The organism is Thauera sp. (assembly GCF_047601425.1).
Taxonomy (GTDB): domain Bacteria; phylum Pseudomonadota; class Gammaproteobacteria; order Burkholderiales; family Rhodocyclaceae; genus Thauera.
Map to the genome: position 1 here is coordinate 2,870,801 of NZ_JASGJL010000001.1, position 23,533 is coordinate 2,894,333.

The 23,533-nt window shown below is 68.6% G+C and carries 21 protein-coding genes and 1 riboswitch; of the genes, 9 read left to right on the forward strand and 12 right to left on the reverse strand.

Annotated features, from left to right (window positions below; translation table 11 throughout):
- Positions 1-68: 68 nt before the first annotated feature.
- The 6 genes from QM748_RS13930 to QM748_RS13955 form a co-directional block, all read right to left on the reverse strand.
- Entirely contained in the window at positions 69-1,361 is a 1,293-nt protein-coding gene (locus QM748_RS13930) for a cobyrinate a,c-diamide synthase (RefSeq protein ID WP_415247524.1), read from the reverse strand.
- Complete coding sequence (gene cobA / locus QM748_RS13935; RefSeq protein ID WP_415247525.1) at positions 1,361-2,227, reverse strand: uroporphyrinogen-III C-methyltransferase; 867 nt, start codon at positions 2,225-2,227, stop codon at positions 1,361-1,363. Before cobA ends, QM748_RS13930 begins: the two co-directional genes overlap by 1 nt.
- A 23-nt stretch (positions 2,228-2,250) precedes the next feature.
- Positions 2,251-3,084, reverse strand: a complete 834-nt coding sequence (locus QM748_RS13940) for an ABC transporter ATP-binding protein (protein WP_415247526.1) — start codon at positions 3,082-3,084, stop codon at positions 2,251-2,253.
- Positions 3,081-4,058, reverse strand: coding sequence for a FecCD family ABC transporter permease (locus tag QM748_RS13945; protein ID WP_415247527.1), 978 nt, complete (start codon positions 4,056-4,058; stop codon positions 3,081-3,083). The genes QM748_RS13940 and QM748_RS13945 overlap by 4 nt, the downstream gene beginning before the upstream one ends.
- 30 nt (positions 4,059-4,088) lie before the next feature.
- Entirely contained in the window at positions 4,089-5,978 is a 1,890-nt protein-coding gene (locus QM748_RS13950) for a TonB-dependent receptor domain-containing protein (protein WP_415247528.1), read from the reverse strand.
- Positions 5,979-6,086: 108 nt separating this feature from the next.
- A complete protein-coding gene (locus tag QM748_RS13955) occupies positions 6,087-7,925 on the reverse strand; it encodes a TonB-dependent receptor domain-containing protein (RefSeq protein ID WP_415247529.1) in 1,839 nt (612 codons plus the stop codon).
- Positions 7,926-8,053: 128 nt separating this feature from the next.
- A riboswitch (cobalamin riboswitch) is annotated at positions 8,054-8,291 on the reverse strand.
- Between the two features lie 92 nt (positions 8,292-8,383).
- On the opposite strand from QM748_RS13955, the gene cobU reads away from it, so the two are divergent.
- On the forward strand, positions 8,384-8,932 hold the full coding sequence (gene cobU / locus QM748_RS13960; protein ID WP_415247530.1) for a bifunctional adenosylcobinamide kinase/adenosylcobinamide-phosphate guanylyltransferase: 549 nt from the start codon (positions 8,384-8,386) through the stop codon (positions 8,930-8,932).
- Between the two features lie 89 nt (positions 8,933-9,021).
- A complete protein-coding gene (locus tag QM748_RS13965) occupies positions 9,022-9,570 on the forward strand; it encodes a Uma2 family endonuclease (protein WP_415247531.1) in 549 nt (182 codons plus the stop codon).
- A gap of 2 nt (positions 9,571-9,572) precedes the next feature.
- Here the strand turns inward: QM748_RS13965 and QM748_RS13970 are convergent, their stop codons facing one another.
- On the reverse strand, positions 9,573-10,673 hold the full coding sequence (locus QM748_RS13970; RefSeq protein WP_415247532.1) for a M48 family metallopeptidase: 1,101 nt from the start codon (positions 10,671-10,673) through the stop codon (positions 9,573-9,575).
- A 10-nt stretch (positions 10,674-10,683) separates the two neighbouring features.
- Positions 10,684-11,583, reverse strand: coding sequence for a YjgN family protein (locus QM748_RS13975; protein WP_415247533.1), 900 nt, complete (start codon positions 11,581-11,583; stop codon positions 10,684-10,686).
- On the opposite strand from QM748_RS13975, the gene QM748_RS13980 reads away from it, so the two are divergent.
- The 4 genes from QM748_RS13980 to cobC all read left to right on the forward strand — a co-directional run bounded on the left by QM748_RS13980 (position 11,570) and on the right by cobC (position 14,458).
- Entirely contained in the window at positions 11,570-11,854 is a 285-nt protein-coding gene (locus QM748_RS13980; RefSeq protein ID WP_415247534.1) for a hypothetical protein, read from the forward strand. The two genes, QM748_RS13975 and QM748_RS13980, sit on opposite strands and share 14 nt — an antisense overlap.
- A gap of 134 nt (positions 11,855-11,988) precedes the next feature.
- Positions 11,989-13,077 (forward strand): nicotinate-nucleotide--dimethylbenzimidazole phosphoribosyltransferase, encoded by a 1,089-nt coding sequence (cobT, locus tag QM748_RS13985; RefSeq protein WP_415247535.1) that lies wholly within the window; start codon positions 11,989-11,991, stop codon positions 13,075-13,077.
- A gap of 5 nt (positions 13,078-13,082) precedes the next feature.
- On the forward strand, positions 13,083-13,892 hold the full coding sequence (locus tag QM748_RS13990) for an adenosylcobinamide-GDP ribazoletransferase (RefSeq protein ID WP_415247536.1): 810 nt from the start codon (positions 13,083-13,085) through the stop codon (positions 13,890-13,892).
- 14 nt (positions 13,893-13,906) lie between these two features.
- The gene (gene cobC, locus QM748_RS13995; RefSeq protein ID WP_415248073.1) at positions 13,907-14,458 is read left to right on the forward strand and encodes an alpha-ribazole phosphatase family protein; all 552 of its coding nucleotides are present in this window, start codon (positions 13,907-13,909) and stop codon (positions 14,456-14,458) included.
- Positions 14,459-14,467: 9 nt separating this feature from the next.
- Here the strand turns inward: cobC and fdhE are convergent, their stop codons facing one another.
- The 4 genes from fdhE to fdnG are packed head-to-tail and all read right to left on the reverse strand — an operon-like array spanning position 14,468 to position 20,227.
- Positions 14,468-15,388: a formate dehydrogenase accessory protein FdhE gene (gene fdhE / locus QM748_RS14000; protein WP_415247537.1), complete on the reverse strand. Its 921-nt coding sequence runs from the start codon at positions 15,386-15,388 to the stop codon at positions 14,468-14,470.
- On the reverse strand, positions 15,388-16,098 hold the full coding sequence (locus QM748_RS14005; protein WP_415247538.1) for a formate dehydrogenase subunit gamma: 711 nt from the start codon (positions 16,096-16,098) through the stop codon (positions 15,388-15,390). The genes fdhE and QM748_RS14005 overlap by 1 nt, the downstream gene beginning before the upstream one ends.
- Complete coding sequence (gene fdxH / locus QM748_RS14010; protein ID WP_415247539.1) at positions 16,098-17,114, reverse strand: formate dehydrogenase subunit beta; 1,017 nt, start codon at positions 17,112-17,114, stop codon at positions 16,098-16,100. The genes QM748_RS14005 and fdxH overlap by 1 nt, the downstream gene beginning before the upstream one ends.
- Positions 17,111-20,227, reverse strand: a complete 3,117-nt coding sequence (gene fdnG, locus QM748_RS14015; protein WP_415247540.1) for a formate dehydrogenase-N subunit alpha — start codon at positions 20,225-20,227, stop codon at positions 17,111-17,113. Before fdnG ends, fdxH begins: the two co-directional genes overlap by 4 nt.
- A gap of 275 nt (positions 20,228-20,502) precedes the next feature.
- Here fdnG and rfaE1 point away from each other — a divergent pair, with 275 nt between their 5' ends.
- From rfaE1 to waaF, 3 genes are read left to right on the forward strand one after another with little or no spacing between them, the layout of a single operon-like run.
- Complete coding sequence (gene rfaE1, locus QM748_RS14020; RefSeq protein ID WP_415247541.1) at positions 20,503-21,462, forward strand: D-glycero-beta-D-manno-heptose-7-phosphate kinase; 960 nt, start codon at positions 20,503-20,505, stop codon at positions 21,460-21,462.
- Positions 21,463-21,473: 11 nt separating this feature from the next.
- Entirely contained in the window at positions 21,474-22,436 is a 963-nt protein-coding gene (rfaD, locus tag QM748_RS14025) for an ADP-glyceromanno-heptose 6-epimerase (RefSeq protein WP_415247542.1), read from the forward strand.
- A 16-nt stretch (positions 22,437-22,452) separates the two neighbouring features.
- Positions 22,453-23,526: a lipopolysaccharide heptosyltransferase II gene (waaF, locus tag QM748_RS14030; RefSeq protein ID WP_415247543.1), complete on the forward strand. Its 1,074-nt coding sequence runs from the start codon at positions 22,453-22,455 to the stop codon at positions 23,524-23,526.
- Positions 23,527-23,533 lie beyond the last annotated feature (7 nt).

Sequence of the window (23,533 nt, forward strand, 5' to 3'; positions counted from 1 at the left end):
GGAATTCCAGGTTTCAGATCATCGAGCCGCCATTATACCGCCATGGTTTTTTACCCCTTCCCTTCCTTTCAGCCCAGCAGCGCCGCAACTGCCTCCGGGCAGGATGGGAACCAGAAATGCACGTAGGACGCGGTGATCGGGCCGTGGCGATAGATCGGCTCGCCTTCGCCGCCGTCCGGCCGCTGCGCGCGCAGCCAGGGTTCGAGCGGCGTTTCGGCTTTCGAGTAGTGGAAGGTGTGGCCCGTCAGCCGCCCCTGCGGAAAATCCGCCTGCTGCATGCCGAGCGCGGCCAGCCTTTTCTGCATCAGCGCGCGGCCCGGCAGCAGGCCGCCGAAGGCGTGTGAGGAGCCGGCGGCATCAACGATGGTTTCGAGCAGGCTCATCCAGCCGCCGCATTCGGCCAGCACTGGCCTGCCGGCCGCCACATGGGCGCGCAGCCCGGCCCAGAAGCCGGTGTTGGCGGCGAGCGTCGCGCCATGCAGCTCCGGATAGCCGCCCGGCAGCCACACCGCATCGCAGCCGGCAGGCAGGCCGTCGCCCGCCAGCGGCGAGAAGAACACCGGCTCGGCGCCCAGCGCCCGCAGGGTGTCGAGATTGGCCGGATAGATGAAACCGTAGGCGGCATCGCGGGCGACGGCGATGCGCCTGCCGGCCAGCAGCGGCGCAACGGCAGGCGGCGGCACCGCGGGAAAATCGACCGCCGGCGGCAGTTCGGCGGCGCCGGTCTGCGCCAGGTGTTCGGCCAGGCGGTCCAGGCGGCAGCCGAGATCGTCGATTTCCTGCGCCTGCAGCAGGCCGAGGTGCCGTTCCGGCAAGGCCGCGGCGGCATCGCGCATCACCGCGCCGAACCAGCGCATGCCGGCGGGCAGCGCCTCGCGCAGCAGCTCGGCGTGGCGCGCGCTGCCGACGTGGTTGGCGAGCACGCCGGCGAAGGGAATGCCGGGCTGGTAATGCGCCAGGCCATGGGCCACCGCGCCGAAGGTCTGCGCCATCGCCCGCGCGTCGATCACCGCCATCACCGGAATGCCGAAGCGGCGCGCGATGTCGGCGCCCGACGGCGCGCCGTCGTACAGCCCCATGACACCTTCGACCAGGATCAGGTCGGCCCCGCAGGCCGCTGCGTGCAGCCGCCAGGCGATGTCGGCCTCGCCGCACATGCCGAGGTCGACGTTGTACACCGGCGCGCCGCTGGCAACCGCGTGGATCTGCGGGTCGAGGAAATCCGGCCCGCTTTTGAACACCCGCACCCTGCGCCCCAGCCGGGTGTGCAGGCGGGCGAGCGCGGCGGTGACGGTGGTCTTGCCCTGGCCCGACGCGGGCGCGGCGACGAACAGCGCCGGGCAGCGCGCGGCAGCGGCCATCAGCCTTGCCCGTCCGGCGTCCCGGCGCCGGGATGGACGGCGGTACAGCCCGCATGCGGTGCCGGCGCGGCCGGCGGCGGCTCGCCCGGCTGGAACCAGCTCAGGCGCGGATACAGGCTGACGACGTCGCCCACCACCGTCAGCGACGGCGGCTTGATGCCCTGCCGGCGCACTTCCTCGGCCAGCGTGGCGAGGTCGGCCCTGGCGACGCGCTGGGCGTGCGTCGTGCCGCGCTCGATGACCGCGGCGGGCGTGCTCGCCGGCAGGCCGTGGGCGACGAGCTGCGCACAGATCTCCGCCAGCCGCGATACGCCCATGTAGATCACCAGGGTCTGGCCGCGGTGGGCCAGCAGCGGCCAGTCGAGATCGAGCGAGCCGTCCTTCATGTAACCGGTGGTCAGCACGACCGACTGCGCATGGTCGCGGTGCGTCAGCGGAATGCCGGCATAGGCGGCGATGCCCGCCGCCGCGGTGACGCCCGGCACCACCTCGACGGTGATGCCGGCCTCGAGCAGTTCTTCCATCTCCTCGCCGCCGCGGCCGAAGATGAAGGGGTCGCCGCCCTTCAGCCGCACCACGCGCTTGCCGGCCTGCGCCAAGCGCACCAGCAGGGCATTGATCTCGTGCTGCGGCAGGGTGTGGTCGGCCGCCTTCTTGCCGACGTAGATGCGCTCGGCCGCGGCCGGCGCGAGATCGACGATGGCCGGCGCGACCAGGTTGTCATACACCACCGCGTCCGCGCCGGCGATCAGGCGCGCGCCGCGCAAGGTCAGCAGCTCCGGGTCACCCGGCCCGGCCCCCACCAGATAGACATGGCCCGGCAGCGGGCCGGCGCGGAAGACTGCAAGATCAGGGACTGGACTCATGGAACACGGGCTCGGGCAGAGCTTCAATCAGGAACGAAAACGACGCGCCCTTCGTTCTCGAAGCGGCGCAAGGGGTGGCCGAAAGCCTGGCTCAGCAGCTCGGCGCGCATCACGCTGTCGCGGTCGCCAGCGATGACGCCGCCGCGGCCGTCGAGCAGGATAACGTGATCCGCGTAGCGCGCGGCAAGATTGAGGTCGTGCAGCACCAGCACTGCGCCTGCTGCTACCTCGCCGCTGGCGTTCACACCGTCTCCGGCCCCCCGCCGGACGCGGCGGCGGAACAGCTCGAGGGTGGCGATCTGGTGGTGGAGGTCGAGATGGTTCAGCGGCTCGTCGAGCAGGAACAGCCGCGGCGCCTGGGCCAGCAGCGCGGCGATGGCGACGCGCTGGCGCTCGCCGCCGGACAGGGTCAACACGTCGCGCTGCTCGAAACCCTGCAGGCCGACGTCGGCCAGCGCCTGGCGGGCAAGGGCTTCGTCCCGCTCCGTTTCCCAGCCCCAGCGGCCGAGATGCGGATGGCGGCCGATCAGCACCGTTTCCAGTACGCTGGCGGCAAACAGGTCCGGCTGCTGCTGCGGCAGCAGGCCGCGGAAACGCGCCGCCTCGAGCGCCGGCCAGCCGGCGTAGGGCCGCCCGCCGATGCGCACCTCGCCCGCCGAGGGCGCGCGCAGGCCGGCCAGGGTGTGCAGCAGCGTGGTCTTGCCGGCACCGTTCGGCCCCAGCAGCACCAGGCATTCGCCCGGCTTCAGGCTCAGGCTGAAGGCGCAGCACAGCCAGCGCCCGCCCGCCTGCAGGGCAAGGCCTTCGGCTTCGAGCAGCGGCCCGGGCCCAATCATCATCCTGCCGGCCGCGTTCATCGCCGGTGCCTCGCCAGCAGGAACAGGAACACCGGCACGCCGATCAGCGCGGTCAGTACGCCCACCGGCAGTTGCTGCGGCGCGATCACGGTGCGCGCGGCGGTATCGGCCACCGTCAGCAGAGCTCCTCCCGCGAGCGCCGCCGCCGGGATCAGGATGCGCTGGTCGTTGCCCAGCACCAGCCGCACCAGGTGCGGCACGATCAGGCCGACGAAGCCCACCGAGCCGATCAGCGTCACCGCGGTGGCGGTCAGCAGCGACGCCAGCACGTACAGGCCCATGCGCAGGCGGCGCACTTCAACGCCGAGCGCGCGCGCATTCAGCTCGCCGCGCGCCAGCACGTTGAGGTCGCGCGCGAACGGCATCACCGCCAGCAGCCCCAGCGCCAGCACGGCGAGACCGGGCCAGGGCCGCGCCGCGCCGCTGGCGTCGCCCATCAGCCAGAACAGCATCGACTGCACGCGTACGTCGGAGGCCAGCGCCAGCATCAGCGTCACCGCCGCGCCGCAGCCGGCGGCGACGATGACGCCGGTCAGCAGCAGCCGCGTCTGCGTCCAGCTGCCGTCGCCGTGCGCGAGGCCGAACACCAGCAGCATCGCCGTCAGCGCGCCGGCGAAGGCCGCGGCATCGACCCACAGCGAAGCCGCGCCGAACAGGATCGCCACCAGCGCACCCACCGCCGCGCCGCCGGAAATGCCCAGGATGTAGGGGTCGGCCAGCGGATTGCGCAGCAGCACCTGCATCACCGCGCCGGCCACGGCGAGCAGCCCGCCGCAGACGAAGGTGGCGACCGCGCGCGGCAGGCGCAGCTCGCGCACGATGCCGCCGGCCATGCCCTCGCCGCCGGCCAGCGCGGCCAGCACCTCGCCCGCGCCGATCGCCATCTCGCCCGCCATCAGCGCCCAGGCGAAAGCCAGCACGCAGGCCAGCCCCAGCACGCCGATGACGACAAGGATGCGCTGGCGCGGCTTCATCCCCTCACCCGGCCCGGGCAGGCCGGCACGTCAGCGCGGCACATAACGCACACCGACGAACACGCTGGCACCGGGGGTCCGGTAGCCGCGCGCCAGCTCGTAGTCCGCGTCGAGGATGTTGTTGGCCCGCGCCTCGATGCGCCACTGCGGCGACAGGCGGTAATGGGCGTAGGCGCCGAGCAGGCCGTAGCCATGCAGGTCCACGGTGTTGGCGGCATCGTCGTGGCGCCGCCCCGAGCCGTTCCACTCCAGCCCCCAGTCGAGCCCGCCGACGGAGCGCGCCAGGCGCAGGAAACCCGCCTGGCGGGCGCGCCGCGGCAGGCGGCGGCCGTTCTGCTCGTCCTTCGCATCCAGCCAGTCCGCCCCGGCGCTGACGGTCAGGGCGCCGAGCGACAGGTGGTAGGCCAGCTCCGCGCCCCGCAGCCGCGCTTCGGCGATGTTCACCTGCTGCCCGCGCTGCGCATACACCGGATTGCCGGCGATGAGGTCCTTGACCCGGTTGTCGAACAGCGTCAGCTCGGCGCCCTGCCCGCTGCCGCTCCAGCGGATGCCGAGTTCGCGGTTCAGCGCCCGCTCCGGCTTCAGCTCGGGGTTGCCGTGGTAGCTGGCCGGCGAAGTCATCGGCCAGTAGAGCTGGTTGAAGGTGGGCGCGTTGAACGCGCTGGCGATGCTGCCATGCACGCGCCAGGCCGGCGTCAGCTCGTAGCCGTAGGACAGCATGCCGGTGGTCTTGCCGCCGAACTGGGAGTTGTCGTCGCGGCGGACGTTGAGCTGCAGATGGTGGGCGTCGATCTGCGCCGACCAGCCGAGCAGCGCCGAATTCACCCGCCGGCTGTCCTTGTTGTACACGGTGGTGCTGTCGAGCCGGGATTCGACGTATTCATAGGCCAGCAGCAGCGTGCCCAGCGGCAGCGCGATGTCGTGCTGCCAGCTGAGCTGGTCCTGCTCGGTGTCGTGGCGGCTCGGCGCCGCGGCGCTGGCGCGCGTCAGCGATTCGTCCTTGCTGCGGCCCAGGCGCAGCGTACTGGTCCAGCCGGCGCGCAGCTCGTTGCGCACATGCAGACCCAGGGTGGCGGAAGTCTTGTCCATCCACGAATCGAAATAACTCGCCGCCGAAGCGTCGTAGCGGCTGCGGCCATCCGCGTGGGTGAAGCTCAGGCCGGCTTCGTCCTTGTCGCGGAAACCCAGCGTCAGCGAGCCGCTGGCGTAGGTGCTGCGGAAGCCGTCGTCGTCGGCCCAGTACGAGGTCCGCGGCGGCGTCCCGGCCCAGAACGCGGGGTCGCGCTTGGAGTTGAAGCCGTCGGTGTCCTCCGCGCCCGCGCTCAGGCTGTAGCGCAGGCGCTCGGTGCCGCCCGACAGCGCGACCGAGGCCTTGCGCGTGCGCTCGCTGCCGTAACCGGCGAACAGCTCCGGCCGGAAGCCGGACTCGCCCTTGCGGGTGAACACCTGGATCACGCCGCCGATGGCCTCCGAGCCGTACAGCGCACTGGCCGGCCCGCGCAGGATCTCGACGCGATCGATCATGCCCAGCGGAATGTTCTCGAGCGTGGGCGCGCCCGAACTGGCCGAACCGACCCGCATGCCGTCGATCAGCAGCAGGGTGTGGCGCGCCTCGGCGCCGCGGATGTAAACGTTCGCGTTGGTGCCCGGACCGCCGTTGGCGGTGGCGCGGACGCCGGACAGCGCCTGCAGCACCTGGACCAGCGAGGAATGGCCGGCGCGCTCGATGTCCTCGCGTTCGAGCACTTCGACGCTGGCGAGGCTGTCCTCGGCGCGCTGCTGCTGGCGGGTGGCGGTGACGACGACGGGGGCGAGCGCGGAACCACCCTGCGCCGACGCCACGGGAACGGAAAAAGGCGAAGCCGCCAGTACGGCGGCAATCACGGAAAAACGGACGGGGGGCATGGAGAAGCAAGGCATGCGGTTTTCTTGTTCAGCGTATTCGGCGCCAGGAGACACATGGGAAAGGCTGCGGGCAGACGCGGCATCGCCTGCCCGCAACCGCTTTCCGCTCGGGACCCGCGGATCTCAATGCATTGCGTAACGTAGCGCAATGAAGGCATTGGCCCCTTGCGTACCATAGCGCGAGGCAAGCTCATAATCCTTGTCGAGGATGTTGTTCGCGCGCAGTTCGACGCTCCATTCCGGCGCCAGGGCGTAATGCACATAGCCATTCAACAGCCCGTAACCCGCCAGACGGTTGGCCGCGGTATTGGGAATGCTGTCATGGCGCCGCCCCTGGCCATTCCATTCCAGCCCCCAGGTCCATTGCCCCGCGGAGCGCTCGATACCGAGCGAACCACCGATACGCGCACGGCGACTGAGTTCGTCGCCCGTGGCCTTGTCTTCGGCATCGAGGAAATCGATGCTGGCCCGCACCCGGTAATCCCACACCATGGCGCTGGCCGCCAGCTCGAGCCCTTCGATCGACGCACGCGCCACGTTCGCCGGCAGCCAGAACCCCGTCGGATCGGACGGATCGACCGGCGCCCAGGCAATCAGATTCCTGACGCGGTTGTCGAAATAGGTGGCGCTGAAACTGAAGCCCCCGCGCTCCCATACCAGCCCTGCTTCACGATTCAAGGCCTCTTCGGGCTCAAGGTCCGGATTGCCGCTCCAAGGGTAATAAAGGTCGTTGAAGGTCGGAGCCTTGAAGGCCGTGCCGATGCTGACACGGGCACGCCACTCGGGCGTCAGGCGATAGCCGTAGGCGAGCGTGCCCGTCGTCTTGCTGCCGAATTGCGAGTTGTCGTCGTAGCGCGCATTCGCCTGCAGGTGATGACGATCGAACTGTCCGCTCCAGCCGAGCACCAGGGAATTGGTATGGCGCCCCGTCTTGTCGTAATCGTTGCTCGAGTCGATTTCCTGTTCGAGATATTCGTAGGCCGCCAGCAGGGTTCCCCCTGCCAAGCCGATGTCGTGCTGCCAGGTGAGCTGGCGCTGGGTGGTCTCGAAGTCGGTTTTCGAATTGCGCTCGGCCCGATCGTCGGACTCATCCACGCCGTAGCCGAAACGCAGCGTGCTGGTCCAGTCGGCATCGATGCGGTTTCGCATGTGGAGTCCGATCGACTCGGTGCGCTTGTCCATGTGCGAATCGTAGGCCTTGCCCATGTCGTACCAGCTCCGCATTTTCGAATGCAGCATCGTCAGGCCGACCTCATCCGCCTCACGAAAGCCGAGCGAAACCGAGCCGCTGAAATAGTCGTTGCGGAAGCCGTCGTCGTCACGGTCATTGCCGGCAATCGAGGCGGGCTTCGCATTGATGCCGTCGGTGCGTTCATGTCCGGCGGCAAGCCTGTAGCGCAGCCGCCCCGCTCCGCCGGCCAGCGCCGCATCCAGCGTACGCGCACCATCGCTGCCCAGGCCGACACGCGCGCTCGGCTGGAAGCCTTCGCTGCCCTTGCGGGTGAACACCTGGATCACGCCGCCGATGGCATCCGCGCCGTAGAGCGCACTGGCGGGGCCGCGCAATATCTCGATGCGCTCGATCAGTTCGAGCGGGATGTTCTCGAATGCCGGAGCGCCGCTGGTCAGCGAACCCACGCGCACGCCGTCGATCAGCAGCAGCGCATGGCCGGAATTGGTGCCGCGGATGAAGACGCTGCTGTTCGAGCCCGGGCCGCCGTTGCTCGTCACTTGCACCCCCGGACGGCCGGACAGCAGCTGGACCAGATTCGAATTGCCGGCACGGGCAATTTCATCGCGGTCGATCACATCGACGCTGGACAGCACCTCGTCTGCGCTGACGGGCTGGCGTGTGGCAGTGACGACGACGTGATCGAGCTGGGCATCCCCTGACCGGGCCAGGCCAGCAAGCGGATAGGCCAGCGCACAGGCGGAAACGAGCGCGGCAAGACGGATCTTCATGATGACAACTCCCTTCGCCACGACACGCGTCCCCGCATATCCATGGCAATCCCACATGGACACGCCGAAAGGAAGGGAATAGATGGCAGCGCTGCAGACTGCGCCCATCGCCGCCACCCCGCGGCACATCCGCCAATTCGCGTTACGGCCGGTCTCCGGGCTCGTGTGTGTACCAGCCTGCCGGCCGGACGGATGGACCGCCTTCCCAGGTCATGACCCAGTGGCTGCGTGATCCACCTTGCGCACACCTACCGTTGCGGGGGCAGCACAGGCATTGCGGCCTCATGGCGAAATGGGCCGTGCACCTGTTTCCCGTTCAACCCTGGGCGAGATTCGCCCGCGGGCACCGATGACGCGCCGCCCCTTCCGGGGCAGAGGCTGCGGATGATACCGTACCGGCCCGTATCGTGCACTGCACCAGCGCAACGCCCCTGTGGCGAAAAAAGGCAACCGGCACCATGACATACGAACTGATCCTGGGCGGCGCCCGTTCTGGCAAGAGCCGCGAAGCCGAACGCCGCGCCGCCGCCTCCGGCCTGGCCGTCACCGTGATCGCCACGGCCGAGGCGCTCGACGCCGAAATGGTCGCGCGCATCCGCCGCCACCAGGCCGACCGCCCGGCCGGCTGGCGCACCGTCGAAGCGCCGGTGGCGCTGGCGGCTGCACTGCGCCGCGAAGCTGCGCCGGAGCGCTGCCTGCTTGTCGACTGCCTGACGCTGTGGCTGACCAACCTGCTGCTCGACGCCGACAGCCTGCCGCCCGGCGCGGACGCCGAAGCTCTGCCGCTGTTCCGCAGCGAGCGCGACGCCCTGCTCGCCGCCCTGCCGGCGCTGCCCGGCCGCATCATCCTCGTCGCCAACGAAGTCGGCCTCGGCCTGGTGCCGGAAACCCCGCTCGGCCGCCTGTTCCGCGACGAAGCCGGGCGGCTGAACCAGGCCGTCGCCGCGCTGTGCCCGCGCGTGGTGTTCGTCGCCGCCGGCCTGCCGCTGGTGCTGAAGGGCGGCTAAACCGGAAGCCATCGACACGGCACGACGGGAGCCGCCGACAGGCACGCTGCCCCACCCGGCCCATCGCCCAAACTGCGGAAGAAGATGCGATGACACCGGATGAATTCCTCACCTGGGAAACTGATCGGCCGGAGCGCTGGGAATTCATCGACGGCAAAGCCGTCATGAAGGTGGGTGGATCGGACGTACACAACGTCATCGGCATGAACACCGTGCTTGCCCTGCGCAACGCATTCAAGGCTACTCCCTGCACGGTTTTCATGTTCGACGTCCGCCTGCTTCTGGCCGAGGCAGGCGCTCTCTTCTCCCCCGACGTCTTCGTCACCTGCTCGGACGCCGACCGCGAGCGCCGCCAGCTCAAGGAAGACCCGGTGCTGATCGCCGAAGTGCTGTCGCCCTCGACCGAAGCCCATGACCGCGGCGGCAAGTTCGCCGCCTACCGCCGCTTCCCCGGGCTCAAGACGGTGCTGTTCCTGTCGCAGGGCCGTGCCCACGTGGAATGCTATTCCCGCACCGCCGAAGGCGACTGGCTGCTGACCGAAGCCGGCGGCGACGCCGCCAGCCTCGCCCTGCCGGAGTTCGGCTTCACGCTGGCGCTGGCGGAGCTGTATCAGGATCTGCCAGCCAATCCGGCCTGAAATCACTGCCCTGAGGCTTCACCCAGTCTGCGGATCCGTTCCGCCGTCGGCGGATGGGTGGAAAGGTAGCGCCACCAGCCCTCGCCATGGCAGTCGCCGCTCGCCCCGCCGGCCTCCCGCTCCGGCCCGCAGCCTGCAACATGGCTTTTGTCCAGCCGCGCCAGCAGGTCGCCCAGCAGCGTGGGCGGCAGGCCGTGCCGCTGCAGCACCCCGGCCGCGTGGCGGTCGGCCTCGAACTCGAACTCGCGCGAATAGCCCAGCTCGGTGAGGATCACCGGCACCGCCGCGACCACCGACGAGATCGACGACACGTCGCCGGTCAGCACCGTCGCCGCCAGGCCCACGGCCGAGCCCTGGATCGCGCGGCGCAGGGCGTGGCGGTGCTCGACGTGGCCGATCTCGTGGGCGAGCACGCCGATCAGCTCCTCGTCGCTGCCGGCCAGCCGCACCAGCTGATCGGTGAACACCACCGTGCCCGACGGCAGCGCCAGCGCATTCGGCCCCAGGGTGTCGGCTGCGTCGCGGAACTCCACCCGCAGCGGCACGCCGCCACCCGCATCGCGCATGAAGGGCGCGAAGCGCGCGCGCAGCCGCGCCTGCTCCGTTTCGGGCAGCGTGCTGGGCGCAAGCAGGCGGCCATCGAGCAGTTCGAGCACGCCGTCGCCCAGCCGTGCCGCCAGATGCGGCGGCACCGCATGCGCCGCCGACTCGGCCAGCGCCGGAATGCCATGGCGCACCACCGCCCAGGCGAAAACCGCCGTCACCGCCAGGCCGAGCAGCACGTAGCGCAGCCGCGACTCCAGCCGGTGAGCCAGGTCGTGGCGCGGCCGCAGCGGGCTCAGCAATGCATCGACCGCGGTATTGTCGGCGGTCTCGAACGCGCCTTCGGCCGGGAAGCGGACGAAACGCGGCGTGTCGCCCAGGCGTGAACTCACCTCCAGCGCGGCAAGCGGCCGCGGGCCGGCGAGCAGCCCACCATCGCCGGCTTCTATGCGAACGCCGTCGGTGCCGACACGCAGCACGGCCGGCACCCGCGCAGAAGTGCCGGATGCGAACCAGGCGCCGGCCATGCCGCTCGTGGCCGTGCCGCTCTCTTCCATCATGGTTCGGCGCTCACAGCCCGATATCCACGTCGAACAGGTCCGCCACCTCGCCGCCGGTCGCCGATGCCGCATCGCGCTGCGCAGCGACGAAGCCGGCGAGATCGTCCTCGGCAATGAAATCGGTGTGTTCGGCCGCATAGCGCGCATTGCGCACCTTGGCCCAGGGATAGAACAGGCCCAGCGTCAGCACCACACCCAGCGTATTGCCGAGCGCCAGCAGCGCATAGGAACGGAATTTGTAGCGGGTAGCGAAACGATGGCCGCCAAGCACGGTATTGCCCAGCACCAGGTTCGTGAAGCGGACCTTGAACCAGGTAAGCAGGAAGAACCAGATCAGCAGCGGGATCAGACCCGCCAGCCCCGGATCGACCAGAAAACCGACCACCATGCTCGCAACGATGATCACCAGCAGTCCCAGGTACAGGCGATAGAAACCGCGCACACTGGCTTCCAGGCCGAAATGGCTGGTGCCATAGCGCGTGTTCTCGACCAGGAAACGCTGCTGGCGCTGCATCGCCAGCGGCAGCAGGATGCCCAGCGTCAGAAAACCGGCCAGCGGCCACAGCAAAAAAAACCTGGCCGCCTCGCCCAGCTTGCCGTCGAAGCCGAAGCGCACGCCACGCCAGGCGCTGTGATGATTGCGGAAGGCCAGCGAACGCACCACGATCCACGGCATCGCGAGCATCAGCAGCAACATCATCGCGAGACCGAGCAGAGGCAACAGCTGGTTGACGACGGCATAGGTCACAAAAAAGACCAGGGCGATCAAGCGACCTTTCAGAAGCTGCTTCGGCGTCGCCAGGTATTCGAAGCTGCTGCCGTCCAGGCTGGTGTTGCCGTAGAAGTAGCGCTGCGTGCGCACCTTGGCCCAGGCCGAATAGATGCCCAGCGTGACGATGGAGAGCAGCACGTTTGACGATCCAGATGCGGAAGAACTCGCTCCCCTTGCCGGCGAAGGCGAAAGGCAGTACCCGCGGCCCGTCGCCTGCCACGGCCGGAACTGCGGCAGGCGGTACCGGTTCACCGCCTGCCAGCTCTCCGCCGAACCCTTCCGTAAGGACCGCTTCCGTCATTCACGCCTCCTGCAGAGCACATACGATTCGAATCACGATGTGCCGAAGGCAGGCATCGCCGAAAAATCAGGCTGCGATGATACAGGCAATGACAATTGTATTGAATGAGAATCAGTCATGAATTTGCCTCACCATGGTGGGTCGAACCGGACGTGCCGCATCCATCACGATCTGCTACCTTTCGCCCCATGCCTGCGGCCAGCCCCGGCCACAGCCGAACGACAGCCCCCACGACATTCCTCATGCAGACGAACATCATTCCTCCGAACCAGGCGCTCGCCACGGCGCTTCAGCAGAAAATCGACCGCAAGACCAAGCCGCTCGGCGCGCTCGGCCGCCTGGAAGCGCTCGCCTTGCAGATCGGCCTCGTCCAGCAGTCGCTGGAACCCGAACTGAGCCAGCCCCAGATCGTCGTCTTCGCCGGCGACCACGGCGCGGCGCGGGCGGGCGTGTCGGCCTATCCGCAGGACGTCACCTGGCAGATGGTCGAGAACTTCCTCGCCGGCGGCGCCGCGATCAACGTCTTCTGCCGGCAGATGGGGCTGGGCCTGAGCGTGGTCGACGCCGGCGTCAACCGTGACTTCGGCAAGCGCGACGGCCTGATCGACGCCAAGGTCGCCTTCGGCACGGCAAACTACCTCCAAGGGCCGGCCATGACCGCCGGGCAGCGCGACGCCGCCCTGCAGCGCGGACGCGAGATCGCCCATGCGCTGGCGGACAAGGGCTGCAACTGTGTCGGCTTCGGTGAAATGGGCATCGGCAACACCGCTTCCGCCTCATTGCTGACGACCTGCCTGGTCGGCGCCGAACACGGCGCCGACCTCTACACCGTCACCGGCCCCGGCACCGGGCTCGACGACGCAGGCGTCGTGCACAAGCGCGAACTGCTGAAGGAAGCGCTCCACCGCGGCGGCTGGCCGACCGACCCGCTTCAGGCCCTGTCCGAATATGGCGGCTTCGAGATCGCGATGATGGCCGGCGCCATGCTCGGCGCGGCGGAGCGGCGCATGCTGATCGTCATCGACGGCTTCATCGTCACCTCGGCGCTGCTGGTTGCCCACGCCCTCAACCCGAACCTGCTGCCCTATTGCGTGTTCGCCCACCGCTCGCTCGAACCCGGCCACCGCGTGCAGCTGTCCTTTCTGCTGGCGCAGCCGCTGATCGAGCTCGACCTGCGGCTGGGCGAAGGCAGCGGCGCCGCACTGGCCTTTCCGCTGGTGCAGGCGGCGGTGAACTTCCTCAACGACATGGCGAGCTTCGAATCGGCAGGTGTGGACTCCGCCAGCAGCCGCGAACAGCAGGCAGCGAACGATCTGAGCGCGGCATACTGAGGCCGATGCGCCACCAGGCGGAACTGTTCTTCACCGCGCTCGGCTTCTTCACCCGCCTGCCCGTGCCCGCCTGGGTCCCCTGGTCGCCCGGGCGCCTGCGCCATGCGGTGCGCTACCTGGCGCTGATCGGCTGGATCGTGGGTCTTGCCGGCGCTGCGGGCTATCTCGCCCTGTCGTGGCTGCTGCCGCCGGCGCTGGCGGTCGTGCTGTCGATGGCGCTGACCATCCGCCTCACCGGCGCGCTGCACGAGGACGGCTTCGCCGATGCCTGCGACGGCCTCGGCGGCGGCTGGGACAAGGCCCAGGCGCTGGCGATCATGAAGGATTCGCACATCGGCAGCTACGGCGCCATCGGCATCGTGCTGATGCTGCTGGCGAAGGCAGCGGCGCTGGTGGAGCTTGCCGCGATCGGCAGCTTCGACGCGCGAGGCATGCCGACCGGCATCGTCGCCGCGCTGCTGGTCGCCCATCCGCTGTCGCGCCTGGCCGCCACCAGCCTCGTTCACCTGCTGCCTTACGCACGCGACGACGACAGCAGCAAGGCCCGGCCGCTGGCGCAGCGCCTGACGCCGGCCGGGCTTGCCACCGCCTGCGCCTGCGGCCTGCTGCCGCTGGCGCTGCTGACACCGGCCGAAGCCCTGGCAGCCTTCACCACCACCGCCCTCGTCACCGCCTGGTGCGCGCGCCTGTGCATGCGCCGGCTCGGCGGCCAGACCGGCGACCTGCTCGGCGCCACCCAGCAGTTGGCCGAACTGGCCTGCTACGCCGGCCTGCTGGCCGCGCCCCGGCTCGCGGCACTGACGACCACCGCATGAGCAATCGACAGACGATGGAACTCCACCTCATCCGCCATCCCCGCCCCGCGATCGAGCCAGGCATCTGCTACGGGCAGCTCGACATCGGCATCGCCGAAGCCGCGCCCAAGGTCGCCGCGCGGCTGCATCCGCTGCTGCCGGAAAGCTACGAGCTCCATGCCAGCCCGCTGATGCGCGCACGCATGCTCGCCGACGAACTCGGCGCCCCCAGGCTGGACGGGCGACTGAAGGAAATCCACTTCGGCGACTGGGAAGGACGTGCCTTCGACGACATCGGCAAGGCCATCGACGACTGGGTGGCCGATCCGCTGGGCTTTCACGCCCCCGGCGGCGAATCGGCGCGCGAAATGACGGCACGGGTGCTGCACTGGCTGGAAGAACTGCGGGCCGCAGCGCCGGCCGCGCCGGTCGTGGTGGTCGCCCACGGCGGCCCGCTGCGCGTGCTCGCCGGCCACCTGCTCGGCCTGCCGCCCGAACGCTGGCTGGGGCTGGCTTTCGACTGCGGCCAGGTGACGCGGCTGGACGTGGAAAGCTGGGGCGTGGCGCTGCGCTGGTTCAACCGCTGAGACGCTGGCTCAATACCCCATCAGGAAAGGATTGAAACCCGCCCGCTTGAACGGCGTTTCGTCGCGCATCAGCACGTCCAGGCCCATGCTGCCGACGTCGTCGGCGACCGGCTCCAGGCTGGTGTTGCGCACCTGGTAGAGCAGCTTGGTCCAGTGCCCGCATTCCTTGCAGACCTCGGCCTTGACGGTGGCGTCCTCGGTGCCGGCGCTGCGGTAGCTGATGCCCTTGGTGGAGCCGCAGCGCAGGCATTTGATGCGCACCTCGTTCCACTGCGTGGCGCAGCAGCTGCACGTGGCGTAGCGCACGTTCTCGATGTCGCGCAGGCCGATCACCGAGGATGTCACCGGCCGCCCGCCGCAGGCGGGACAGACGCCGGTCGCCACCGGCTTGAACGACTCTGTCGGCAGGCCGGCGGCCAGCCGCGCCATGTGCGCCTGTACCGCGGCGGCGGCAAACAGGTGCGGGGCGACGCTGTCTGCGGGGATCGCATCGCTCAGCACGTTGGCCAGCAGCCAGCGGCGGTCTTCCGCATCCGCGCCACGCAGCGCGTCGAGCGCCTGGCGTGCCGGTTCGGGCATGGCCAGTTCGACGGCGGCATCGCACAAGGCCTGCAGGCAGGCATGCAACCGCTCGTCGTCCACCAGGGCGGCACGATCGATCAGCGGCAGGCCCGCCTGCGCAGCCTGGGCCAGGCGCTCGGGGGCAGGCGACGCCGGCGCAGGCAACTCCCGCACCAGCGTCGCCTGCAGCTCGGTCAGATCGGCCAGAAACTCCAGATACGGCGCCAGCTCGCTGCTCTGCGCCAGGAAGCGGAAGCGCGCGGCACGGGCCTCGAAGACTTGCGCCGGCTCGTGCTGCAGCACGAACGGCGTCTTGGCGATGCCGCCGGTGATGAAGGAAGGATCGGGTTGAAGCGTGCTGTCCGCCATCAGTCGGCCTGTTTCCCGGTGGAGCGTTGCGCCAGTTCACGGAACCACTTGCGGTGGTGGCGATAGGCCCAGCCGCCGGTGACGGTGCCGCGCGTCATCGCGCGGATGGTGCCTCGCGTCCAGATCGCCGCATACACGTGGAGCAGGAACAGCAGGAAGATGCCCAGCGCCGTGGCCGCATGCACCACCACCGCGACGCGACGCACCGGGATCGAGACCAGGAAGGGGAAATGCTCCTCCCAGATCATCATGCCGGTTGCGATCAACACCACGATCGCGCCCGCCATGCCCCAGAACACGGTCTTCTGGCCGGCGTTGTACTTGCCGAGCTCGGGCAGGCTCTCCTCGTTGCCCTGGAGCACGTCACGCGTCTTTTTCGCCCACTCGACGTCGTCGCGGTTCGGCAGGTTCAGGTGCCACATCTGCACGAACATGCCGAGGAAGCTGAAGAACAGCAGCACGCCGATCCAGGGATGGATCCAGCGCGTGGTCTGGCCGCCGCCGAACAGCTCGGTGAGCCAGAACAACGAAGGATGGAAGAACGCGAAGCCGGTCAGCAGCAGCAGGATCATGCTGCCGGCCGTGATCCAGTGGTTGAGCCGCGTGAAGCCGCGGTAGCGTGTCACCAGCACCGGTTTGCGGGAGACGATCTCGTCGCCGGCGGCGGAGTAGACGCGCCGGCTTTCGGCGCCTTGCTGTTTGCCTGCCATCATCGCTCCTTGCCCTGTGCAGTTTCACGCTCGCGCTTGTGCCCGCTCGCGTGATTGATCTCGTCGACCAGTTCCTGCGCCTCTTCCTCTTCGTGCTCCGACACCGCATTGGGGCGGGCGAAGATGCCGTGCAGCACCGCGCCCGCGGTGGCCAGGCCGGCGGCGATCAGGCCCAGCTTCTTGGCCGGCCCCTTCCACAGCTCGACCATCGGCGAGATCTTCGGATCGTCGGGCAGGCCGGCGTACAGCGAGGGCTTGTCGCGGTGGTGCAGCACGTACATCACGTGCGTGCCGCCCACGCCTTGCGGATCGTAGAGGCCGGCGTTCTCGTAGCCGCGCTCCTTCAGGTCTTCGACGCGCTCGGCGGCCAGCGCCTTCATGTCTTCCTTGGTGCCGAAGCTGATGCACTGCGTCGGGCAGGCCTTGGCACAGGCCGGCCCCTGGCCCACTGCCACGCGGTCCGAGCACAGCGTGCACTTCTTGGAGACGTTGAGGGTCTTGTGGATGCGCGGCACGTTGAAGGGGCAGCCCTTGACGCAGTAGCCGCAGCCGATGCAGTTGTCCGAGATGAAATCGACGATGCCGTTGGAGTACTTGACGATGGCGCCGGGCGCCGGGCAGGACTTCAGGCAGCCCGGGTCCTCGCAGTGCATGCAGCCGTCCTTGCGGATCAGCCACTCGAGGTCGCCGCTGTCCGGGTTCTGATACTCGGTGAAGCGCATCAGCGTGAACATGTCCGGCGTCAGGTCGTGCGGGTTCTCGTACACGCCGACGTTCTCTTCCATGTCCGGCTTGGTGTCGTTCCACTCGATGCAGGCCGACTGGCAGGCCTTGCAGCCGATGCACTTGGAAACATCGATCAGCTTGGCGACTTCGACCAGTTGCCGCGTCGGCGGCGGCACGTTGGCGGTGGCCGAAACCATCACCACGTCGGACGGCAGCAGATTGGACGCCATCGGCTGCACCGGCGGGTTGGCCGCCGCGGTGCGGGGTTGGGAGGCGATGGGAAGCGTCATGATGTCAGCCTCTTGATGTCGGCATCGCTGGCCGGCTCGATGTTGACGAGGAAGGCCTTGGATTCGGGCGTGTCGATGTTGGCCTCGCCCGCGAACACGGTGAGGCTGTTGGCACCGAAGCCCTTGCGCGCCGCGCCCTTGAACCCCCAGTGGATCGGGATGCCGACCACATGCACTTCCTTGCCGTCGCAGATCATCGGCCGGATGCGCTTGGTCACCACCGCCTTGGCCCAGATCTCGCCGCGCTTGTTCCACACCCGTACGCGGCCGCCCTTCTTGATGCCGCGCAGCGCCGCTAGCTCCTCGCTGATCTCGACGAAGAAGTCGGGCTGCAGCACCGCATTGACCCGGTTGTGCTTGGTCCAGGTGTGGAAGTGCTCGGTGAGGCGATACGAGGTGCCGACGAAGGGGAACTCGTCGCTGGTGCCGAGCTGCGCCAGGTCGTCCGGGAAGATCCGGCCGGCCGGGTTGCCGCGCATCTTCTTGTTGAAGGGGTTCTCGATCGGGCTTTCCCACGGCTCCATGTGGGTCGGGAACGGACCGTCGCGCAGCAGCTTGCGCGAGAACAGGCGTGCCGTGCCCTCCTGGGTCATGATGAAGGGACGCACCACTTCGGGCTTCGCCACCGGCGAGAAGTCGGGCACGTCGTAACCTTCCCAGCGCTGGGTCTCGGCGTTCCACTCCATCAGCTTGCGGCTCGGGTCCCAGGGCTTGCCCTGCAGGTCGGCGCTGGCGCGGTTGTAGAGGATGCGGCGGTTGGCCGGCCACGACCAGGTCCAGTTCAGGTAAGTGCCGATGCCGCCTTCGTCGTGGTTGTCGCGGCGGGCCATCATGTTGCCCTTCTCGGTCCACGAGCCGGCATAGATCCAGCAGCCGGACATGGTGGAGCCGTCGGCGCGCAGCTCGCCGAAGCCGGCCACCTGCTCGCCGGCCTTGCGCACCAGCTTGGTGGGGTCGGCGGGGTCGTACACGTCCGCCAGCGCGCGGCCGTTCATTTCCCTTGCCAGCTCCGCAGGCTCGGGGTCACCCGGGTTGTGGTACTCCCAGTTCAGGTTCAGGATCGGCTCGGGACACACGCCGCCTTCCTTGCGGTACAGCTCGCGCACGCGCAGGAATATCTGCGCCATGATCCAGGTGTCGTGCCTGGCATCGCCCGGCGGCGTCGCGCCGGTCCAGTGCCACTGCAGCCAGCGCCCGGAGTTGACCGTCGCGCCCTCGTCCTCGGCGAAGCAGGTCGAAGGCAGCTCCAGCACCTCGGTCATGATCTCGGCCGGGTTCACGTCGTTGTAGACGCCGTGGTTCTGCCAGAAGGCGGCGGTTTCGGTTTCCAGCGGGTCGATCGACACCAGCAGCTTGAGCTTGGACAGCGCGCGCGACAGCTTGGCCCGGTTGGGGAAGGCCATCAGCGGGTTGAAGCCCTGGCAGATGTAGAGGTTGACCTTGCCCGCGTCCATCATCGTGAAGATGCGCAGGATGTCGTAGTAAGGCACGTCCAGCTTGGGCAGCCACTGGTAGCCGAACTCGTTCTCCGCCGTCGCCGCCTCGCCCCACATCGACTTCAGGAAGCTCACCATGAACTTGTCGGTGTTCTGCCAGAAGCTGGTCTGGCCGGGGAACATCGGCTTGTTGGTCTTGGTGGAGAGATAGCTCGCCAGGGTCGGCTCACTGTCCTTCGGCAGCCCCATGTAGCCCGGAATCATGTGCGACAGCAGGCCGAGGTCGGTCAGGCCCTGGATGTTGGCGTGGCCGCGCAATGCGTTCACGCCACCGCCCGGCAGGCCGATGTTGCCGAGGATGAGCTGCAGCATCGCCATGCCGCGGATGTTCTGCGCACCCTTGGAATGCTGCGTCCAGCCCAGCGCGTAGCACGAGGTCATCACCTTGTTGGTGGCCGAGGTCTCGCCGATCAGTTCGCAGATCTTGAGGAAGCGGTCCTTCGGCGTGCCGCAGATGTTCTCGACGAACTCGGGCGTGTACACCTCGACGTGCTGCTTGAGCAGGTTCCACACGCAGCGCGGGTGCTCCAGCGTCGGGTCGGTCAGCGGCTGGCCGTTGTCGTCGAACTGGTATTCCCATTCGCTCTGGTCGAAGGCGCGCTTGTCCTCGTCGTAGCCGCTGAACAGGCCGTCCTGCCAGCCGAAGCCGTCCCGCACCAGGTAGCTGGCGTTGGTGTAATGCTTGAGGTACTCCCACTGCACCTTGCCGTTGGCGATGCAGTGGCGGATCACGCCCATCAGGAAGGTGATGTCCGAGCCCGGCCGGATCGGCGCGTAATAGTCCGCCACCGCAGCCGTGCGGTTGAAGCGCGGGTTGACGACGATCAGCTTGGCCTTGTTGTGATGCTTGGCCTCGGTCACCCACTTGAAGCCGCAAGGGTGCGCTTCGGCGGCATTGCCGCCCATGACGATGACGAGATCGGTGTTCTTGATGTCGGTCCAGGCGTTGGTCATTGCGCCACGGCCAAATGTCGGAGCCAGACTGGCTACCGTGGGGCCGTGTCAGACGCGTGCCTGATTGTCGAACGGAAGAGTGCCGAAGGAGCGGATCGTCTTGTAGGTCAGCCAGCCGGTTTCGTTGGTACCGCCCGAGGCGGCCAGGAAACCCAGGCTGGTCCAGCGGTTCACCGTGACGCCGGCCGCGTTCTTCTCGATGAAGTTGGCGTCGCGGTCATCCTTGATGTGGCGGGCCAGCTTGTCGAGCGCGAAGTCCCAGCTCACCTCTTCCCACTTGTCCGAGCCCGGGGCGCGGTAGCGCGGCACCTTGGTGCGGGTCTCGGAGTTGACGAAGTCCTGGATCGCCGCGCCCTTGGGGCACAGCGTGCCCTTGTTGGTGGGGTGGTCCGCATCGCCTTCGATGTGGATGATCTTCGCCTTCTCGCCTGCGTAGTAGTCGCCCTTGGAATACATGATGAGACCGCAGGCGACCGAACAGTAGGTACAGATGTTGCGCGTTTCGGTGGTGGTGGCGAGCTTGAACTGGCGGACGTGGGCCGCGACGCTGGCCTCGGCCGCGCTGAAGCCCATCGCGCTCAGCGAGGTCGCCGCCGCGCTGCCGCCGGCCAGCTTCAGAAAGCTGCGCCGGGAGAGGCTGGGAAGAATGGATTTTTCTTGCATGCTTGTGGATGACGGGGTTCGACTACGCGGCACGGATGCGGCACGCCCGCAGATCACGGCATACCGCCACCCGAAAGGGGAGGTCAGGGTACACCTCAAGCCAATCACGGGAAACCGTAGTTTCCACCATATACAATAAGCGGACAGAGTGCTCCGCCCAGCACCGGACACCCGGACATGGCCATGACCCGCTGCCGGCGCCCATCCCGGTGCCGCCGCACAGCGCGGCTTCGTGGGATAATTCCGCCCCCGCCATCCCTGCGCCCAGCCGAGCCATGACGACTTCCCTGCCCGAGTTTTCCCGCGGTCGCCTCGTGATCGTCGGCGACGTCATGCTCGACCGCTACTGGCACGGCTCGACCAACCGCATCTCGCCCGAGGCGCCGGTGCCGGTGGTCAAGGTCGAAGCCGACGAATACCGCGCCGGCGGCGCCGGCAACGTCGCGCTCAACGCCGCGATGCTGGGCACCAACACCGAACTGGTGGCGCTGGTCGGCCGCGACGAAGCGGCGCAGCGCCTGCGCGAAAAGCTCGAAGCCGGCCAGGTCGCCTGCCGCCTGCTCGAAGCGCCGCAGCACCCGACGATCACCAAGCTGCGCATCATCAGCCGCCATCAGCAGCTGATCCGGCTCGACTTCGAGGACAGCTTCGCGGTACTGGAATCGGCCGGCATCGAACAGGCTTTCGGCGACACCCTGCCCGGCGCCGGCGCGGCGGTGCTGTCCGACTACGGCAAGGGCACGCTGGCCCAGGCCGGCAGCCTGATCCGCAGCGCCCGCGAACGCGGCGTGCCGGTGGTGGTCGACCCCAAGGGCACTGATTTCGGCCGCTACCGCGGCGCCACCGTGATCACCCCCAACATGAGCGAATTCGAAGCAGTGGTGGGCCACTGCGCCGACGAGGCGGCGCTGCGCGAACGCGGCGAAGCGCTGCGCGCCTCGCTTCAACTCAACGCCGTGCTGATCACCCGCTCCGAGCGCGGCATGACGCTGCTGCAAGCCGGCCAGGCGCCGCTCGACCTGCCGACCCGCGCCCGCGACGTGTTCGACGTCACCGGCGCCGGCGACACGGTGGTCGCGGTGCTCGGCGCCGGCCTGGCCTGCGGCCTGGCGCTGGCCGAGGCGACCGCGGTGGCCAACGTCGCCGCCGGTATCGTCGTCGGCAAGCTCGGCACCGCCACCGTCAGCCCCGAAGAACTCGCCGCCGCGCTGCGCGGCAGCGGCACACCAGACTGAAGGAAACCAGCATGATCATCGTCACCGGCGGCGCCGGCTTCATCGGCAGCAACATCGTTCATGGCCTCAACGCCCGCGGCATCCGCGACATCCTGGTGGTTGACGACCTCACCGACGGGCGCAAATGCCTCAACCTGTCGGACGCCGACATCCTCGACTACATGGACAAGGACGACTTCCTCGCTCGCATCCAGGCCGGCGAGGACTTCGGCGCCGTCGAAGCGGTGTTCCACGAAGGCGCCTGCTCCTCGACCACCGAGTGGGACGGCCGCTTCGTCATGAAGGTGAACTACGAATACACCAAGGCCGTGCTGGCCTGGTGCGTGGCGGGCAAGGTACCGCTGATCTACGCCTCGTCGGCCTCGGTGTACGGCATGGGGCCGGTGTTCCGCGAGGCGCGCGAGTTCGAGCAGCCGCTGAACATGTACGCCTATTCCAAGTTCCAGTTCGACTGCCATCTGCGCACCAGGCTGGCCGGCATCGGCAGCCAGGTCGTCGGCCTGCGCTACTTCAACGTCTATGGCCCGCGCGAACAGCACAAGGGCAGCATGGCCAGCGTCGCCTTCCACTTCTACAACCAGCTCGCGGAGTCGGGCCGCGTGCGCCTATTCGAAGGCAGCGACGGCTACGGTCCCGGCGAGCAGCGGCGCGACTTCATCCACGTGGATGACATCGTCGCGGTCAACCTGTGGCTACTCGACAACCCGCAGGTGTCGGGCATCTTCAACCTCGGCACCGGCCGTGCGCAGAGCTTCAACGACGTCGCCCACGCCGCCACCCGCTGGCACCGCGCGCAGGGCCACGAAGGCGGTGGCATCGACTACATCGCCTTCCCCGACCACCTGAAGGGCCGCTACCAGAGCTTCACCGAAGCCGACATGGGCGCGCTGCGCGCCGCCGGCTACGAGCGCCCCTTCATGAACGTCGAGACCGGCGTGCCGGCCTACCTCGACTGGCTCGCCACGCGCGGCTGAGCGGACCGCCGCAGGCATGACGTCCGCCACCTCGCGCAAGATTCTCGTCGTCGGCCCCTCGTGGGTCGGCGACATGGTGATGGCGCAGAGCCTGTTCAAGGCGCTCAAGCAGCGCGGCGCCTGCGACATCGACGTGCTCGCGCCGGGCTGGTCGCTGCCGATCCTGGACCGCATGCCGGAAGTGCGGCGCGGCGTGGTGATGCCGCTCGGCCACGGCGAATTCGACCTCGCCAAGCGCCGTCAACTGGGCAAGTCGCTGGCGGGCGAAGGCTACGACCAGGCGATCGTGCTGCCCGGCTCGCTGAAATCGGCTTTCGTGCCCTTCTTCGCCGGCATCCCGCAGCGCACCGGCTTCCGCGGCGAAATGCGCTACATCCTGCTCAACGATCTGCGCAAACTCGACAAGGTGGCGCTGCCGATGACGGTGCAGCGCTTCACTGCCCTCGCCGCGCCGGCCGGCACGCCGCTGCCGGAACCCCTCCCGATGCCAAGGCTGGTCGCCCAGGCCGACAACCAGCCCCACCTGCGCGAGAAGCACGGCCTGCCCGCCGAAGTGCCGGCCGTCGCCTTCATGCCCGGCGCCGAATACGGCCCGGCCAAGCAATGGCCGATCCCGCACTTCGCCGCGCTGGCGCGCAGCCTGGCCGAACAAGGCTTCCAGATCTGGGTGCTCGGCTCGAACAAGGACCGCGAAGCCGGCAAGGCCATCGCTGCCGGCAACCCGGCGGTGCACAACCTGGCCGGCCTCACCGCACTCGGCGATGCGGTTGACCTGCTGGCGATGAGCGCCGCCGCCGTCACCAACGACTCCGGCCTGATGCATGTCGCCGCCGCGCTCGACGTGCCGCTGGTGGCGATCTACGGCTCGTCCAGCCCGGAACATACGCCGCCGCTGTCCTCACGCGTCTCCATCCAGACCCTGCGGCTCGACTGTTCGCCCTGTTTCAAGCGCGTCTGCCCGCTGGGCCACACCCGCTGCCTGACCGACATCGCGCCGGAGCGCGTATTGGCTGCGCTGGGCGAGCTAGGCCTGCCCTGTACGGCCGCCGGCGGGACCGCACAGGTCATCCCGCTGGTTCGCGGAGCCTGACGCAGCG